10 protein-coding genes and 1 pseudogene are annotated in these 15,686 nt (G+C 66.8%); 6 read left to right on the forward strand and 5 right to left on the reverse strand.

Annotated elements, in window-relative coordinates:
• Nucleotides 1-2 precede the first annotated feature (2 nt).
• The 3 genes from folD to BDD16_RS14255 all read right to left on the reverse strand — a co-directional run bounded on the left by folD (nucleotide 3) and on the right by BDD16_RS14255 (nucleotide 4,116).
• Nucleotides 3-872 carry a bifunctional methylenetetrahydrofolate dehydrogenase/methenyltetrahydrofolate cyclohydrolase FolD gene (folD, locus tag BDD16_RS14245; RefSeq protein ID WP_179634559.1) on the reverse strand — a complete coding sequence of 290 codons (870 nt, stop codon included), beginning with the start codon at nucleotides 870-872 and terminating at the stop codon, nucleotides 3-5.
• Between the two features lie 82 nt (nucleotides 873-954).
• Nucleotides 955-1,587, reverse strand: coding sequence for a response regulator transcription factor (locus BDD16_RS14250; protein ID WP_179634560.1), 633 nt, complete (start codon nucleotides 1,585-1,587; stop codon nucleotides 955-957).
• A gap of 6 nt (nucleotides 1,588-1,593) precedes the next feature.
• Nucleotides 1,594-4,116 carry a PAS domain S-box protein gene (locus BDD16_RS14255; protein ID WP_179634561.1) on the reverse strand — a complete coding sequence of 841 codons (2,523 nt, stop codon included), beginning with the start codon at nucleotides 4,114-4,116 and terminating at the stop codon, nucleotides 1,594-1,596.
• A gap of 209 nt (nucleotides 4,117-4,325) precedes the next feature.
• Between BDD16_RS14255 and aceE the strand changes: the two genes are divergently transcribed.
• The 6 genes from aceE (at nucleotide 4,326) to tnpC (BDD16_RS14285) (ending at nucleotide 13,317) form a co-directional block, all read left to right on the forward strand.
• Nucleotides 4,326-7,034: a pyruvate dehydrogenase (acetyl-transferring), homodimeric type gene (gene aceE, locus BDD16_RS14260; protein WP_179634562.1), complete on the forward strand. Its 2,709-nt coding sequence runs from the start codon at nucleotides 4,326-4,328 to the stop codon at nucleotides 7,032-7,034.
• A 36-nt stretch (nucleotides 7,035-7,070) separates the two neighbouring features.
• Nucleotides 7,071-8,750, forward strand: coding sequence for a dihydrolipoyllysine-residue acetyltransferase (aceF, locus tag BDD16_RS14265; RefSeq protein ID WP_179634563.1), 1,680 nt, complete (start codon nucleotides 7,071-7,073; stop codon nucleotides 8,748-8,750).
• Between the two features lie 15 nt (nucleotides 8,751-8,765).
• Nucleotides 8,766-10,589: a dihydrolipoyl dehydrogenase gene (lpdA, locus tag BDD16_RS14270; protein WP_179634564.1), complete on the forward strand. Its 1,824-nt coding sequence runs from the start codon at nucleotides 8,766-8,768 to the stop codon at nucleotides 10,587-10,589.
• A 287-nt stretch (nucleotides 10,590-10,876) separates the two neighbouring features.
• Entirely contained in the window at nucleotides 10,877-11,305 is a 429-nt protein-coding gene (locus BDD16_RS14275; RefSeq protein WP_179634565.1) for a transposase, read from the forward strand.
• Nucleotides 11,302-11,634, forward strand: a complete 333-nt coding sequence (gene tnpB, locus BDD16_RS14280) for an IS66 family insertion sequence element accessory protein TnpB (RefSeq protein ID WP_179634566.1) — start codon at nucleotides 11,302-11,304, stop codon at nucleotides 11,632-11,634. Before BDD16_RS14275 ends, tnpB begins: the two co-directional genes overlap by 4 nt.
• A gap of 75 nt (nucleotides 11,635-11,709) precedes the next feature.
• On the forward strand, nucleotides 11,710-13,317 hold the full coding sequence (tnpC, locus tag BDD16_RS14285; RefSeq protein WP_179634567.1) for an IS66 family transposase: 1,608 nt from the start codon (nucleotides 11,710-11,712) through the stop codon (nucleotides 13,315-13,317).
• Between the two features lie 54 nt (nucleotides 13,318-13,371).
• Here tnpC (BDD16_RS14285) and istA read toward each other — a convergent pair.
• Together istA and tnpC (BDD16_RS14295) are read right to left on the reverse strand one after the other, a co-directional pair.
• A pseudogene (istA, locus tag BDD16_RS14290) lies at nucleotides 13,372-14,022 on the reverse strand (IS21 family transposase); the annotation flags it as partial.
• A gap of 54 nt (nucleotides 14,023-14,076) precedes the next feature.
• Nucleotides 14,077-15,684: an IS66 family transposase gene (tnpC, locus tag BDD16_RS14295; protein WP_179634567.1), complete on the reverse strand. Its 1,608-nt coding sequence runs from the start codon at nucleotides 15,682-15,684 to the stop codon at nucleotides 14,077-14,079.
• Nucleotides 15,685-15,686: the final 2 nt, after the last annotated feature.

Below are 15,686 nucleotides of genomic sequence, written 5' to 3' on the forward strand. Positions count from 1 at the left end.
CCTCAGGCGGCGCTGGCAGCAGCGCGTTCCGCGGCTTCGATCGTGTTGACCAGCAGCATCGTAATGGTCATCGGCCCGACCCCACCCGGCACCGGGGTGATCCAGCCCGCCACTTGCCGAACGCCGTCGAAGTCCACGTCGCCGCAGAGCTTGCCTTCGTCGTTGCGGTTCATGCCCACGTCGATCACCACCGCGCCCGGCTTGACCATGTCGGCCGTCAGCACATTGCGCTTGCCGACCGCGGCGACCACGATGTCGGCCTGGCGCGTGTGGAAGGCCAGATCCTTGGTCCCGCTGTGGGTGACGGTGACGGTGGCGTTGGCGGCCAGCAGCATCATGGCCATCGGCTTGCCGACGATGTTCGAGCGGCCGATCACCACCGCGTGCTGGCCGCGCAGGTCCTTCATGCCGATCGACTCCAGCATCTTCATGCAGCCGTAGGGCGTGCAGGCCTTGAAGCCGACCTCGCCCACCATCAGCGCGCCGGCCGAGGCGATGTGGAAACCGTCCACGTCCTTCAGCGGCGAGATGGCCTCGATGACCTTGTGGTCGTCGATGTGCTTCGGCAGGGGCAGCTGGACGAGGATGCCGTGGATGCTCGGGTCGTTGTTCAGCGCGTCGATGCGGGCGAGCAGCTCGGCCTCGGTCATCGTCGCGTCGTACTTCTCCAGCACCGAGTGCAGGCCGCTGTCGGCGCAGGCCTTGACCTTGTTGCGCACGTAGACGGCGCTGGCCGGGTTCTCGCCGACGAGGACCACGGCCAGGCCGGGCGTCGTGCCGCGGGCCGTCAGGGCGGCGGCGCGTTGCGCCACTTCGGCGCGGAGTTGCTTGGACAGCGCGTTGCCGTCGATGAGCTGGGCGGGGGCGGTCATGGGCACAAGTTTCCTTGGAATGAAAAAGGCCGCTGGACAGCGGCCTTGCAGTGCGGGGTGGTGCGACGCGGGATCGGCCGGGTCAGGCCTTGGCTGCCGCGGCCGTGGCGCCGAGGGCGATCTTCAGCAGATCGGCCACGGTGTTGGCGTTGAGCTTTTCCATGATGTTGGCGCGGTGCGCCTCCACCGTCTTGATGCTGATGCCCAGGTCGTCGGCGATCTGCTTGTTCAGGCGGCCGGCGACGATGCGCTCCAGCACCTGCGCTTCGCGGGTCGTCAGGCGGGCGAGCAGGGCGTCGCGGCTGGCTTGCTCCTGGTGCGTCGAGAAGGCGCTGCGGGCGCGGTCGAGCATGCGCTCGACGAGGCCGACCAGCTCGTCTTCCTTGAAGGGCTTCTCGATGAAGTCTTCAGCCCCTTTCTTCATCGTCGTCACTGCCATCGGCACGTCGCCGTGGCCGGTGATGAAGACGATGGGCAGCGGGCTGCGGCGCTCCAGCAGGCGGTCCTGCAGCTCCAGGCCGCTCATGCCGTCCATGCGGATGTCAGCGACCAGACAGGCCACTTCGCGGGGATCGAAGCGCGACAGGAAGGCTTCGGCGGAGTCGAAGCACTTGACGCGGTAGTCCTTGCCTTCGAGCAACCACTGCAGCGAATCGCGCACTGCTTCATCGTCGTCAACGACGTAGACGGTGCCTTTTTTGGGGATCAGGCTCATGCGGGTTCAGTGGATTTCTGAGGTTTTGGAGGGATCGCCGGCGGTGCCGACGGGCAGCATGAAGGAGAAACGACACCCTGTGATGCTCTCGGCATTGTAGAGGTTCTCCGCCTTGATCCTGCCCTGGTGGGACTCGATGATCGCGCGGCACAGCGACAGCCCGATGCCCATGCCATCGGCCTTGGTGGAGAAGAAGGCCTCGTAGAGCCGGTGGTTGACGTCGTCTTTCAGACCCGGGCCCGCATCGGTCACGCTGAACTCGATCACGCCCCCCATTTCCGGGGTGTGCCGCGGCACGACACGCAGCTCGATCGTGCGCCGCTTGGGCGGCATCTGGGCGTTGTCGATGGCCTCGGCGGCGTTCTTCAGCAGGTTCAGCAGCACCTGCTCGATCAGGATCGGATCGACCTGCAGCACCGGCAGGCGCTGCGCCACATAGCTGTGGATCGCCACGTTGCGCCGGCGCAGCTCCAGCCCGGCCAGCTCCAGCGTGTCGTCGACGATGTCGGCGGCGCGGGTGGCCTGGCGCTGGGGCTCGCTGCGTTTCACGAACTGCCGGATGCGGTGGATGATCTGGCCGGCGCGCTGGGCCTGCTTCGAGGTCTTTTCCAGCGCGGAGACGAGGTCTTCCTCTTTCAGCGTTCCGGCGCGCAGCCGCGTCAGCATGCCGCTGCAGTAGTTGTTGATGGCGGCCAGCGGCTGGTTCAGCTCGTGGGCCACCGAGGAGGCCATCTCGCCCATCGTCACCAGCCGGCTGGTGGCCTGGGCGCGCTCGATCTGGTGGGCGGTCTGCTCTTCCATGCGCCGGCGCGCGGTGATGTCGGTGGCGATGAGCATCTGCGCCAGCCGGCCGTCGGTCCATTGCAGGTAGCGGGCGCGCACGTCGAACCACTTCTGCTGCAGGTCGATGAAGACCTCGCGCGCATCGGCGCCCGCATCTTCCAGGTCGGCGGTGGGCAGGCCGGTCATGCCGTCGATGGCGTCGCCGAGCTCGTCCACGGACTTGGGCGGGCGTCCGGCCAGCAGGGTGTGCCAGTGGGCGTCGCCGCCGAACCAGAGCCGGTAGGTGCGGTTGGCGAACAGCAGCTCGCCGGTCTGCACCGACAGCACCGACACGGCCGCGTCCAGCCCTTCGAGCACGGTGGTGAAGCGCTCGTGCGAGGCGGTGAGCTGGTCGCGGATGCGCTTGGCCTCGGTGATGTTGGTCATCGAGGTCATCCAGCCGGTCTGGTGGCCGCGCGAGTCGATCAGCGGCGAGACGTACATGCGCGAATCGAACTGCGTGCCGTCCTTGCGCTGCACCCGCACCTCGATGCCGCCCGCGGGGCTGCGGCCGGCCAGTTCCTGCTGGAGCAGGCGCGAGCTTTCTTCCATGCGCTCGGGCGGCCAGTGCGGATAGGGGGGCATCCGGCCGATCAGCTCCGCCTCGGTGAAGCCGGTCATGGCGCAGAAGGCGGGGTTGACATAGGTGATGCGGCCGTCCTTGTCCATCGCGCGCATGCCGGTGAGCATGGAGTTCTCCATCGCCCGGCGGAAGTTGGTCTCCTGCACCAGCGCGCCCTGGATCTGCAGCCGCCGGCGCATGTGGCGCCAGGTGCCGAACAGCATCCACAAGGTCAGCGCCGACAGGGCCAGCACCATCCAGAACAGCGTGTTGCCGACCAGGCCCACCGAGGTCCGGTAGCCCTCGCCACGCAGCGTCACGCCGTGGTCCACCGGGGCGAAGGGCACGGTGTAGGTCAGGCCCGGGCTGGGTCGGCCGGGCCGGCCGCTCACGGTGCTGACCATCACCTCGTCCTCGGCATCCAGCAGCGAGATGACCCGGCGGCGCGACACCTCGGCCGGCACGAAGTAGCGCAGCAGCGAATCGATGGCGTATTCGGCCACCAGCGTGCCGGCGAAGTTGCCGTGGTCGATCAGCGGCACGTGCACCTGGAAGACGATCAGGCGGTCCGCGTGCCGGAAGGGGCGCGAATACACCGGCAGGCGCGTTTCTCTGGCGTCGGTGAAGGCGTCCAGCGTGGCGCGCTGGCGCGGCTCCTCGGTCTGGTCGCTGGTGCCGGGTGTGCCCAGGCGCGGCATGGCTGCCACCAGATCGGGCGAGACGTGGCGGGCCACGACCTGCCGGTTCTGCGACAGCCAGGTCAGGCTGACCATTTCCGGGCGCTCGCGCACGAGGGCCTCGGCCTGACCGAGCAGCTGATCCCGGTCGATCGTGTGCGTGACCACCTCGCGCGCCAGCCGCACGAGCTGCTCCTGGTTGTCGATCAGGCGCAGGCGGATCTGCTGCTGCACCAGTTCGGCATCGCGCTTGACGGACTCGACCTCCCGGTCGATTTCTTCAGTCCGCAAATACCAGAATGCCGCGATGATGGCCGCGAGAAAGAGCAGCACCGACAGCAGGGGCCCCAGCGTGGCCATGCGATCCTGACGCGAAGGTGACTGGCGGCGCCACCAGGACCACAGGCGCCGCAGCGGTCGGGTTCGGCCGCCCAGCGCGGGCGGACGGTTGGGAAGAGACAGAGGCATCCGGGAATTATCGTTGCGGCCAGCCTGCGGCTGAATTGCCGTAAATGCCCCTGCGTATTTCACATAATGAAAACGTTGCGCGCCATTTGAAATCTGTCGCCCAATGTGCGAGACTTCCGCCCCATACCCCGATGGAGGGGTGCAACTGGACGCCGATTCAGATGGGAATCGACGCTCAACCCCCTGACGCTGCAGAACGAGGAGACACCATGTCTGCAATTCCCCAAGGCCTGCCCGGTGCAGCCAACCCCGACTCCGATCCCCAGGAAACCCGCGAGTGGCTGGATGCCCTGTCCGCGGTCATCCAGGCCGAAGGTGGCGAGCGCGCCCACCAGCTGCTGGAGCAGCTGCTGGAACACGCGCGAGAGAGCAGCATCGACATGCCGTTCTCGGCCAACACCGGCTACGTGAACACCATCGAGGCGGACCAGGAAGAGCGCTGCCCCGGCAACATCGAGATCGAGGAGCGTCTGCGCGCCTACATGCGCTGGAACGCGATGGCGATGGTCGTGAAGGCCAACCGCCACAACCCGGAAGACGGCGGCGACCTCGGCGGCCACATTGGCTCGTTCGCGTCGCTGGCCCACATGTTCGGTGCCGGCTTCAACCACTTCTGGCACGCCGAGAGCGAGAACCACGGCGGTGACTGCCTCTACATCCAGGGCCATGTGTCGCCCGGCGTCTACGCCCGCGCCTACCTGGAAGGCCGCCTGACCGAAGAGCAGCTGCTCAACTTCCGCCAGGAAGTCGACGGCAAGGGCCTCTCCAGCTACCCGCACCCGAAGCTGATGCCCGAGTTCTGGCAGTTCCCGACCGTCTCGATGGGCCTGGGCCCGCTGATGGCGATCTACCAGGCCCGCTTCCTGAAGTACCTGCACGCCCGCGGCATCGCCAACACCGAGAACCGCAAGGTCTGGGTCTTCTGCGGCGACGGCGAAATGGACGAGGTCGAGTCGCTCGGCGCGATCGGCCTGGCGGCCCGCGAGAACCTCGACAACCTGGTGTTCGTCATCAACTGCAACCTGCAGCGCCTGGACGGCCCGGTGCGCGGCAACGGCAAGATCGTCCAGGAACTCGAAGGCGAGTTCCGAGGCGCCGGCTGGAACGTCATCAAGCTGCTGTGGGGCAAGGAGTGGGACGCGCTGCTGGCCCGTGACAAGGACGGCGCGCTGCGCAAGCTGATGATGGACACGCTGGACGGCGACTACCAGTCCTTCAAGGCCAACGACGGCGCCTACGTGCGCAAGAACTTCTTCGGCAAGGACCCGCGCACGCTGGAAATGGTCGCCAAGATGTCCGACGACGACATCTGGAACCTCAAGCGCGGCGGCCATGATCCGCAGAAGGTCTACGCGGCCTACCACGCTGCGGTCCACCACAAGGGCCAGCCGACGGTGCTGCTGATCAAGACCGTCAAGGGCTTCGGCATGGGCAAGGTCGGCGAGGGCAAGAACACCGTCCACCAGACCAAGAAGCTGATCGACGAGGACATCAAGGCCTTCCGCGACCGCTTCAACATCCCCGTGCCGGACAGCGAGCTGGCGAACATCCCGTTCTACAAGCCCGCCGACGACACCCCGGAGATGCAGTACCTGCACGCCCGCCGCAAGGCGCTGGGCGGCTACCTGCCGCACCGCCGCACCAAGGCCGACGAGAGCTTCACCGTGCCCTCGCTGGAGACCTTCAAGGCCGTGATCGAGCCGACCGCCGAAGGCCGCGAGATCTCGACGACCCAGGCCTATGTCCGCTTCCTGACGCAGCTGCTGCGCGACAAGGCCCTCGGCCCGCGCGTGGTGCCGATCCTCGTCGACGAGGCGCGCACCTTCGGCATGGAAGGCCTGTTCCGCCAGGTCGGCATCTACAACCCCGCTGGTCAGAACTACACCCCGGTCGACAAGGACCAGGTGATGTACTACCGCGAGGACAAGGCCGGCCAGATCCTGCAGGAAGGCATCAACGAGGCCGGCGGCATGTCGAGCTGGATCGCCGCGGCCACCAGCTACAGCACGTCGAACCGGATCATGGTCCCGTTCTACGTCTACTACTCGATGTTCGGCTTCCAGCGCATCGGCGACCTGGCCTGGGCGGCGGGCGACATGCAGGCGCGCGGCTTCCTGCTGGGCGGCACGTCCGGTCGGACCACGCTGAACGGCGAAGGCCTGCAGCACGAGGACGGCCACAGCCACATCCTCGCCGGCACCATCCCGAACTGCATCAGCTACGACCCGACCTTCGCCCACGAAGTCGCGGTGATCATGCAGGACGGCCTGAAGCGCATGGTCGAGAAGCAGGAAAACGTCTTCTACTACCTGACGCTGCTGAACGAGAACTACCCGATGCCCGGCCTGACCGCCGGCACCGAGGCGCAGATCATCAAGGGCATGTACCTGCTCGAAGAGGGTGCCGAGGCGGTGACGCCGCGTGTCAACCTGCTGGGCTCGGGCACGATCCTGCGTGAATCGATCGCCGCGAAGAAGCTGCTGGAAGAAGAGTGGGGCGTGGCCGCCAACGTCTGGAGCTGCCCGAGCTTCAACGAGCTGGGCCGCGACGGCCAGGCCGCCGAGCGCTACAACCTGCTGCACCCGATGGAGCCGGCGCAGGTGCCCTTCGTCACGCAGCAGCTGCAGCCGCACGCCGGTCCGGTCATCGCCTCGACCGACTACATGAAGGCCTACGCCGAGCAGATCCGCGCCTTCGTCCCGAAGGGCCGCGCCTACAAGGTGCTGGGCACCGACGGTTTCGGTCGCAGCGACTTCCGCTCCAAGCTGCGCGAGCACTTCGAGATCAACCGCCACTACATCGTCGTCGCTGCCCTGCGTGCGCTGGCCGATGAAGGCACGGTGCCGGTCGCCAAGGTCGCCGAAGCGATTGCCAAGTACGGCATCAAGGCCGACAAGATCAACCCGCTGTACGCCTGACCGTACGCCAGCATTTCCAGTACACGGAGACACGACATGGCATTGATCGAAGTGAAAGTCCCGGACATCGGCGACTTCAAGGACGTGGCGATCATCGAGGTGCTCGTCAAGGTGGGTGACACCATCAAGGCGGAGCAGAGCCTGCTGACGGTGGAGTCGGACAAGGCCTCGATGGAGATTCCCTCGTCGCACGCCGGCGTGGTGAAGGAACTCAAGGTCGCGCTGGGCGACAAGGTGAACGAAGGCAGCGTGGTGGTGATGCTGGAGGTGGCCGGCGCGGCCGCTGCGGCGCCCGCTCCCGCTGCTGCGCCGGTGGCAGCGCCTGCCGCCGCTCCGGTGGCAGCACCCGCACCGGCTCCGGCCGTGGCGGCGGTGGCTGCCGCGGGTCCGGTCGAGGTGTTCGTGCCCGACATCGGTGACTTCGACGAAGTCGCGGTCATCGAGCTGATGGTCAAGGTCGGCGACACGGTCAAGGCCGAGCAGAGCCTGATCACGGTCGAGTCCGACAAGGCGTCGATGGAGATTCCGTCGAGCCACGCGGGCGTGGTGCGCGCACTGAAGGTCGCGCTGGGCGACAAGGTGAAGAAGGGCTCGCTGATCGTCGTGCTCGACGGCGTGGCGGGTGCGGCTGCACCGGCCGCTCCGGCGGCGGCGCCGGCGCCGGTGGCCGCGCCGGCGGTTGCCGCGGCCGTGCCCGCTGCCGCACCGGTGGCGGCTCCCGCTGCTGCCGTGGCGGCGGTGCCGGCGCACGACCCGACCGTGCAGAAGTTCGACCTCCCGCACGCCTCGCCGTCGATGCGCAAGTTCGCCCGCGAACTGGGCGTGCCGCTGGCCGAGGTCAAGGGCTCCGGTCCGAAGGGCCGCATCACCGAGGCCGACATCCAGGGCTTCGTGAAGGGCGTGATGGCGGGTGCCGTGCAGACGGCGGCCCAGAAGGCTGCAGCGCCCGCACCGGCTCCGGCCGCGGCGGCTGGTGGCGCCTTCCCGGGCCTGCTGGCCTGGCCGAAGGTGGACTTCGCCAAGTTCGGCCCGGTCGAGCGCAAGGACCTCTCGCGCATCAAGAAGATCTCGGGCGCCAACCTGCACCGCAACTGGGTCGTCATCCCGCACGTCACCAACCACGACGACGCGGACATCACCGACCTCGAAGCCTTCCGCGTGGCGACGAACAAGGAAAACGAGAAGTCCGGCGTCAAGGTCACGATGCTGGCCTTCATGATCAAGGCGGCGGTCGCGGCACTGAAGAAGTTCCCCGAGTTCAACTCCTCGCTCGACGGCGAGCAGCTGGTGCTGAAGAACTACTTCCACATCGGCTTCGCGGCGGACACGCCCAACGGCCTGGTGGTCCCGGTCATCAAGGACTGCGACAAGAAGGGCATTGTCCAGATCAGCCAGGAGATGGGCGACCTGGCCAAGAAGGCACGCGACGGCAAGCTGGGTCCGGCCGACATGAGCGGCGCCTGCTTCACGATCTCGTCGCTGGGCGGCATCGGTGGCCGGTACTTCACGCCGATCATCAACGCGCCGGAAGTCGCGATCATGGGCGTCTGCAAGAGCCAGATCGAGCCGAAGTGGGACGGCAAGCAGTTCCAGCCGCGCCTGATGCTCCCGCTGTCGCTGTCATGGGACCACCGTGTCATCGACGGCGCGTCTGCCGCCCGCTTCAACGTCTACTTCGCATCGCTGCTGGCGGACTTCCGCCGCATCGTGCTGTGATCGGAAGGAACTGACATGGCATTGATCGAAGTACAAGTCCCCGACATCGGCGACTTCAAGGACGTGGCGATCATCGAGCTGCTGGTGAAACCCGGCGACACGGTGAAGGCCGAGCAGAGCCTGATCACGGTCGAATCCGACAAGGCGTCGATGGAAATTCCGTCGAGCCATGCGGGCGTGGTCAAGGAGCTGAAGGTTGCCATCGGCGACAAGATGAACCAGGGCAGCGTGATCCTGGTGCTGGACAGCGCGGATGCGGCGGCTGCTGCCGCAGCGCCGGCCCCGGCACCTGCTGCAGCGGCTCCGGTCGCGGCGCCGGCTCCGGTGGCGGTCGCCGCTGGTCCTGCCGGCAGCTACAGCGGCGCGGCCGATGTCGAGTGCGATTTGCTCGTGCTCGGCGCCGGCCCCGGCGGCTACTCGGCGGCGTTCCGCGCGGCCGACCTGGGCCTGAAGGTCGTCATCGTCGAGCGTTATGCGACGCTGGGTGGTGTCTGCCTGAACGTCGGCTGCATCCCGTCGAAGGCGCTGCTGCACGTCGCGGCCGTGATGGACGAGGTGTCGCACCTGGGTGACCTGGGCGTCGAGTTCGGTGCCCCGAGCCTGAACATCGACAAGCTGCGTGGCCACAAGGACAAGGTCATCGGCAAGCTGACCGGCGGCCTCGCCGCGATGGCCAAGATGCGCAAGGTCACCACCGTGCGCGGCGTCGGCCAGTTCCTCGACCCGTACCACGTCCAGGTCGAAGAGACCACGGGCGCGGGCACGGAGCGCGCGGGCGGTGCCAAGGTCGTCAAGTTCAAGCACGCCATCATCGCGGCGGGCTCGCAAGCCGTGCGCCTGCCGTTCTTCCCGCAGGATGAGCGCATCGTCGACTCGACCGGGGCGCTCGCGCTCAAGGCCGTGCCGAAGAAGATGCTCATCGTCGGCGGCGGCATCATCGGCCTCGAAATGGGCACCGTCTACAGCACGCTGGGCGCCCGCCTGGACGTGGTGGAGATGCTCGACGGGCTGATGCAGGGCGCGGACCGCGACCTCGTCAAGGTCTGGCAGAAGATGAACGCCAAGCGCTTCGACAACATCCTGTTGAAGACGAAGACCGTCGGCGCCGAAGCCTCCCCCGAAGGCATCAAGGTGCAGTTCGAGGGGCTGGACGGCACGAAGTCGGAAGGCGTCTACGACCTGGTGCTGCAAGCTGTGGGCCGCACGCCCAATGGCAAGAAGCTCGCGGCTGACAAGGCGGGTGTGGCCGTGACCGATCGCGGCTTCATCAACGTCGACATCCAGATGCGCACCAACGTGCCGCACATCTTCGCCATCGGCGACATCGTCGGGCAGCCGATGCTGGCGCACAAGGCGGTGCATGAGGCGCACGTCGCGGCGGAAGTCATCGCCGGCACGCTGCAGGGCAACAAGGAACTGGCCTCGGCTGCGTTCAACGCCCGCGTGATCCCGAGCGTGGCCTACACCGATCCGGAAGTGGCGTGGGTCGGGCTGACCGAGGACCAGGCGAAGGCGCAGGGGATCAAGGTCAAGAAGGGCCTGTTCCCGTGGACGGCGTCCGGTCGCGCGATCGCCAACGGCCGCGACGAAGGCTTCACGAAGCTGCTGTTCGACGATTCACCCGAGGCCCACGGCCACGGCAAGATCCTCGGCGGCGGCATCGTCGGCACGCACGCGGGCGACATGATCGGCGAGATCGCGCTGGCGATCGAGATGGGCGCGGACGCGGTGGACATCGGGAAGACGATTCATCCGCATCCGACGCTGGGTGAGTCGATCGGGATGGCGGCTGAGGTCGCGCACGGCAGTTGTACGGATCTGCCGCCGAGCAAGAAGTAAGGCGATCCGTCATACCCGCGAAAGCGGGTACCCACGCAGCGCTTCAACGTCTGCGAAGAAAAGCCCGATCGGTGTGAGCCGGTCGGGCTTTTTGCCATTTCTGTACTGAATCGGCGTGCAGAGCCAAGATCGTGCGTAGGTACACTTTTCTGCATCAGCCGCCGCAACACCAAGGGAGATCCTGTGAACGAACAAATAGCCTTCGAAACGTATCCGTCCGGCCAAGTCACATTGAATGGTGAGGGCCGTGCGAGGATGCTTGTGTCCACGAACAAATGCGTGGACACATGGACACTTCTCAAATCGGAACCCAAGACGTTGCTGCAGCGGCCAAGCGACGCTGGCGGCGGCATTCTCCGGAATTCAAGGCGCGAGTGATCGAGCTGGCGCGGCAGCCTGGCGCATCGGTGGCGGCCGTAGCGCTGGCCAACGGCCTGAACGCCAACATGCTGCGCCGCTGGGTCCATGAAGCGGCGGCCGGCGGTGGCGCCTCGAAGGCCACAGCCACCAGCGTTGCGCCGGCGTTGGCGGGCTTCGTGCAGTTGCCGATGCGCGAAGCCGAGCATCACGCCGTGCTCGATGCCCAGCCGGTGCCGCCGACGGTACCCCGGCCCCCCGACATCACGGTGGAGATCCACCGCGGGGGCACCACGGTGAACGCCAGGCTGCCCATGGATGAGCGCAGCGCCGCGTGGCTGCGCGAGGTGCTGGGATGATCCGCGTCGATGCGGTGTGGCTGGCCGTGCAACCCCTGGACATGCGCCTGGGCACTGAAGCCGCGCTGGCCCGTGTGGTCGGCGTCTTCGGCGCCGCACACCCGAACCATGCCTACCTCTTCGCCAACCGGCGCGCCAACCGCATGAAGGTGCTGGTACACGATGGCATCGGGGTGTGGCTGGCGGCCCGGCGGCTGAACGCCGGCAAGTTCGTCTGGCCTGCCGACGCCGCGAGTACGCTGCAACTGACGCGTCCGCAGCTCGATGCCCTGGTGCTGGGTCTGCCTTGGCAGCGCCTGGGCGATGCGGGAATCATCCGCGTGATCTGAGCGGTTGCTGGCGTCATCGGCAATTGCCGAATGTGCCGATGCGCGAGGCACTCGGGCGCGGCAAGATGGCCGCCCATGATCAGCGCACAGCAACTGGACGCACTGGACCCGCCCACGCGGCAGGCGATGCTGTCGCTGTTGTCCGAACTGAAGGCCGAACTCAGCGCCAAGGACGCCCTGATCGCGCAACGCGACCGCGAAGCCGCCTTCAAGCAGGCGCTGATCGACAAGCTCACGCACGAGATGGCGGTGCTCAAGCGGCTGAAGTTCGCCGCCACCAGCGAGCGCTTCGCCAGCACCCTGGCGCCCGAGCAGAAGAGCCTGCTGGAGGAGACGCTGGACACCGACCTGGCCGAACTCGAACGGGAGATCGAGCGCGAGCAAGGCCTGGGTGACGACAAGGCCAAGGACAAGACCGGGAAGAAGACCCCCAAGCGCACCCCTCTGCCACCGCACCTGCCGCGCCACGACGTGCCGCACGAGCCGGCCGACACCCACTGTGGCTGCGGCCAGCCGATGCAGCGCTTCGGCGAGGACGTGGCCGAACGGCTGGACTACCAGCCCGGCGTGTTCAGCGTGGAGCGCCATGTGCGCGGCAAGTGGGCGTGCCGCTGCTGCGAGAAGATCGTGCAGGCGCCAGTGCCGGCCCACGTCATCGACAAGGGCATCCCCACGGCCGGTCTGCTGGCACACCTGCTGGTGGCCAAGTTCATGGACCATCTCCCGCTGTACCGGCAAGAGCACATCTTCGAGCGCGCCGGCCACCTGATCTCGCGCTCGACCCTGGCGCAGTGGATCGGCGAGTGCGGCGCGCAACTGCAGCCGCTGGTGCAGGCACTGGCCGACGAACTGCGCCGCCATGTCGTGCTGCACGCTGACGAGACGCCGGTGGCGATGCTCAAGCCGGCGCACCTGCGCGACGGCAAGACCCATCGTGCCTACATCTGGTCGTACTGCACCACGAGCGCGAACCCGACCAAGGCGGTGGTGTTCGAGTTCAGCGAGGGCCGCGGCGGCGAGAACGTGCGCGCATTCCTCCAGCTCGATACCCCGCAGGCCTGGCAGGGCACGCTGGTCACCGACGGCTTCAGCGGCTACACCGCCTGCTTCGACAAAGGAGTGACCTCGGCGCAATGCATGGCGCACGCCCGCAGGAAGTTCAACGACCTGTGGGCCAACCACCGCAGCCAGGTGGGCCGCAAGGCGTTGCGCTACTACCAGTGCCTGTTCAGGATCGAGCGCGAGATCGAAGCCCTGCCCAGCGGCGAGCGGCGACGCATCCGGCAACGCAAGTCACGCCGGGTGTTGGCCCTTTTCCACCGCTGGCTGCTGGCGCAGCGGCAACTGGTGCCGCCCGGTTCGGCCACGATGAAGGCCATCGACTACAGCCTCAAGCGCTGGAAGGAACTCACCCGCTTCGTCGAGGACGGCGACGTGCCGATCTCGAACAACTGGGTGGAGAACCACATCCGGCCGATTGCCATCGGCAGGTCGAACTGGTTGTTCGCCGGCAGCCTGCGGGCGGGCAAGCGGGCCGCGGCCATCATGAGCCTGCTGCACTCGGCGCGCATCAACGGGCATGAGCCCTATGCGTACTTCAAGGATGTGCTCGAACGGCTGCCAACGCATCCGGCCAGCCGGATCCGGGAGTTGCTGCCGCATCGCTGGTCGCCTGCTTCCTGAACGGGAGCATCCGCTTCGTGTCGGCTGTCAGGGATGACTTGGCCGGACGGATACGATGATGGTTTCTGCGCAGGCAACATCTACACGGTTTGGATACAGCCGCGTGCTCACCAGGTGTCCGGCCCATTCACAAGGGACTGAGTAACGGTTACGTGCCACCGCGACCAAGCAGGTGCTACTGACTCGCGCAGGCTTCTCCACATAGCCATCGAACAGAACAGGCATCGACATGAGGTGCGGCCGCTCCAGTTCCAGCATCTCCGCCACCGTGAACTGCTTGTGGATCGGATGTACCGTATCCGCCCAGATGGAGTGGCACCGCTCCCCAAGCCAGGCGTTGAGTTCGGCGAATGATCCAAAGCGTCTGGTGCCCGCCTCAATCCAGATTCGCCTGCGACTGTCCTGAACGTTCTTCTCCACCACGCCCTTCTCCCAGCCGGAAGCAACGTTGCAGAAATCCGGGTCAAACAGGTAGTGGCTGCACATGGCCGAGAAGCGCGCGTTGACAATGCGGCCCTTGCCCTTCTTTACCTTGTCCACTGCTGTCTTCATGTTGTCGTAGATGCCACGCCTGGCAACCCCGCCCAATGCATGGAATGACCGGGTGTGCGCATCGAACAGCATCTCGTGCCCCTGACCGGGGTAGGCCACCAGCCAGAAGGCACGACTGGCACACAGCTTTAGATGCGCCACCTGCATCTTGTAAGTATCCGTCCGGCCAAGTCATCCCTGACAGCCAACACGAAGCGACACCCCCGTTCAGGAAGCAGGCGACCAGCGATGTGGCAGCAGCTCCCGGATCCGGCTGGCCGGATGCGTTGGCAGCCGTTCGAGCACATCCTTGAAGTACGCATAGGGCTCATGCCCGTTGATGCGCGCCGAGTGCAGCAGGCTCATGATGGCCGCGGCCCGCTTGCCCGCCCGCAGGCTGCCGGCGAACAACCAGTTCGACCTGCCGATGGCAATCGGCCGGATGTGGTTCTCCACCCAGTTGTTCGAGATCGGCACGTCGCCGTCCTCGACGAAGCGGGTGAGTTCCTTCCAGCGCTTGAGGCTGTAGTCGATGGCCTTCATCGTGGCCGAACCGGGCGGCACCAGTTGCCGCTGCGCCAGCAGCCAGCGGTGGAAAAGGGCCAACACCCGGCGTGACTTGCGTTGCCGGATGCGTCGCCGCTCGCCGCTGGGCAGGGCTTCGATCTCGCGCTCGATCCTGAACAGGCACTGGTAGTAGCGCAACGCCTTGCGGCCCACCTGGCTGCGGTGGTTGGCCCACAGGTCGTTGAACTTCCTGCGGGCGTGCGCCATGCATTGCGCCGAGGTCACTCCTTTGTCGAAGCAGGCGGTGTAGCCGCTGAAGCCGTCGGTGACCAGCGTGCCCTGCCAGGCCTGCGGGGTATCGAGCTGGAGGAATGCGCGCACGTTCTCGCCGCCGCGGCCCTCGCTGAACTCGAACACCACCGCCTTGGTCGGGTTCGCGCTCGTGGTGCAGTACGACCAGATGTAGGCACGATGGGTCTTGCCGTCGCGCAGGTGCGCCGGCTTGAGCATCGCCACCGGCGTCTCGTCAGCGTGCAGCACGACATGGCGGCGCAGTTCGTCGGCCAGTGCCTGCACCAGCGGCTGCAGTTGCGCGCCGCACTCGCCGATCCACTGCGCCAGGGTCGAGCGCGAGATCAGGTGGCCGGCGCGCTCGAAGATGTGCTCTTGCCGGTACAGCGGGAGATGGTCCATGAACTTGGCCACCAGCAGGTGTGCCAGCAGACCGGCCGTGGGGATGCCCTTGTCGATGACGTGGGCCGGCACTGGCGCCTGCACGATCTTCTCGCAGCAGCGGCACGCCCACTTGCCGCGCACATGGCGCTCCACGCTGAACACGCCGGGCTGGTAGTCCAGCCGTTCGGCCACGTCCTCGCCGAAGCGCTGCATCGGCTGGCCGCAGCCACAGTGGGTGTCGGCCGGCTCGTGCGGCACGTCGTGGCGCGGCAGGTGCGGTGGCAGAGGGGTGCGCTTGGGGGTCTTCTTCCCGGTCTTGTCCTTGGCCTTGTCGTCACCCAGGCCTTGCTCGCGCTCGATCTCCCGTTCGAGTTCGGCCAGGTCGGTGTCCAGCGTCTCCTCCAGCAGGCTCTTCTGCTCGGGCGCCAGGGTGCTGGCGAAGCGCTCGCTGGTGGCGGCGAACTTCAGCCGCTTGAGCACCGCCATCTCGTGCGTGAGCTTGTCGATCAGCGCCTGCTTGAAGGCGGCTTCGCGGTCGCGTTGCGCGATCAGGGCGTCCTTGGCGCTGAGTTCGGCCTTCAGTTCGGACAACAGCGACAGCATCGCCTGCCGCGTGGGCGGGTCCAGTGCGTCCAGTTGCTGTGCGCTGATCATGG

This window comes from Sphaerotilus montanus (assembly GCF_013410775.1).
GTDB lineage: Bacteria > Pseudomonadota > Gammaproteobacteria > Burkholderiales > Burkholderiaceae_C > Sphaerotilus > Sphaerotilus montanus.

What these genes read in the sequence shown, in the direction of transcription:
- BDD16_RS14275 (WP_179634565.1), top strand. Translation starts at nt 10,877, where the DNA reads ATGGACACTTCTCAAATCGGAACCCAAGACGTTGCTGCAGCGGCCAAG.
- tnpB (WP_179634566.1), top strand. Translation starts at nt 11,302, where the DNA reads ATGATCCGCGTCGATGCGGTGTGGCTGGCCGTGCAACCCCTGGACATG.
- BDD16_RS14250 (WP_179634560.1), bottom strand. Translation starts at nt 1,587, where the DNA reads ATGAGCCTGATCCCCAAAAAAGGCACCGTCTACGTCGTTGACGACGAT.
- tnpC (WP_179634567.1), top strand. Translation starts at nt 11,710, where the DNA reads ATGATCAGCGCACAGCAACTGGACGCACTGGACCCGCCCACGCGGCAG.
- BDD16_RS14255 (WP_179634561.1), bottom strand. Translation starts at nt 4,116, where the DNA reads ATGCCTCTGTCTCTTCCCAACCGTCCGCCCGCGCTGGGCGGCCGAACC.
- aceE (WP_179634562.1), top strand. Translation starts at nt 4,326, where the DNA reads ATGTCTGCAATTCCCCAAGGCCTGCCCGGTGCAGCCAACCCCGACTCC.
- aceF (WP_179634563.1), top strand. Translation starts at nt 7,071, where the DNA reads ATGGCATTGATCGAAGTGAAAGTCCCGGACATCGGCGACTTCAAGGAC.
- lpdA (WP_179634564.1), top strand. Translation starts at nt 8,766, where the DNA reads ATGGCATTGATCGAAGTACAAGTCCCCGACATCGGCGACTTCAAGGAC.
- tnpC (WP_179634567.1), bottom strand. Translation starts at nt 15,684, where the DNA reads ATGATCAGCGCACAGCAACTGGACGCACTGGACCCGCCCACGCGGCAG.
- folD (WP_179634559.1), bottom strand. Translation starts at nt 872, where the DNA reads ATGACCGCCCCCGCCCAGCTCATCGACGGCAACGCGCTGTCCAAGCAA.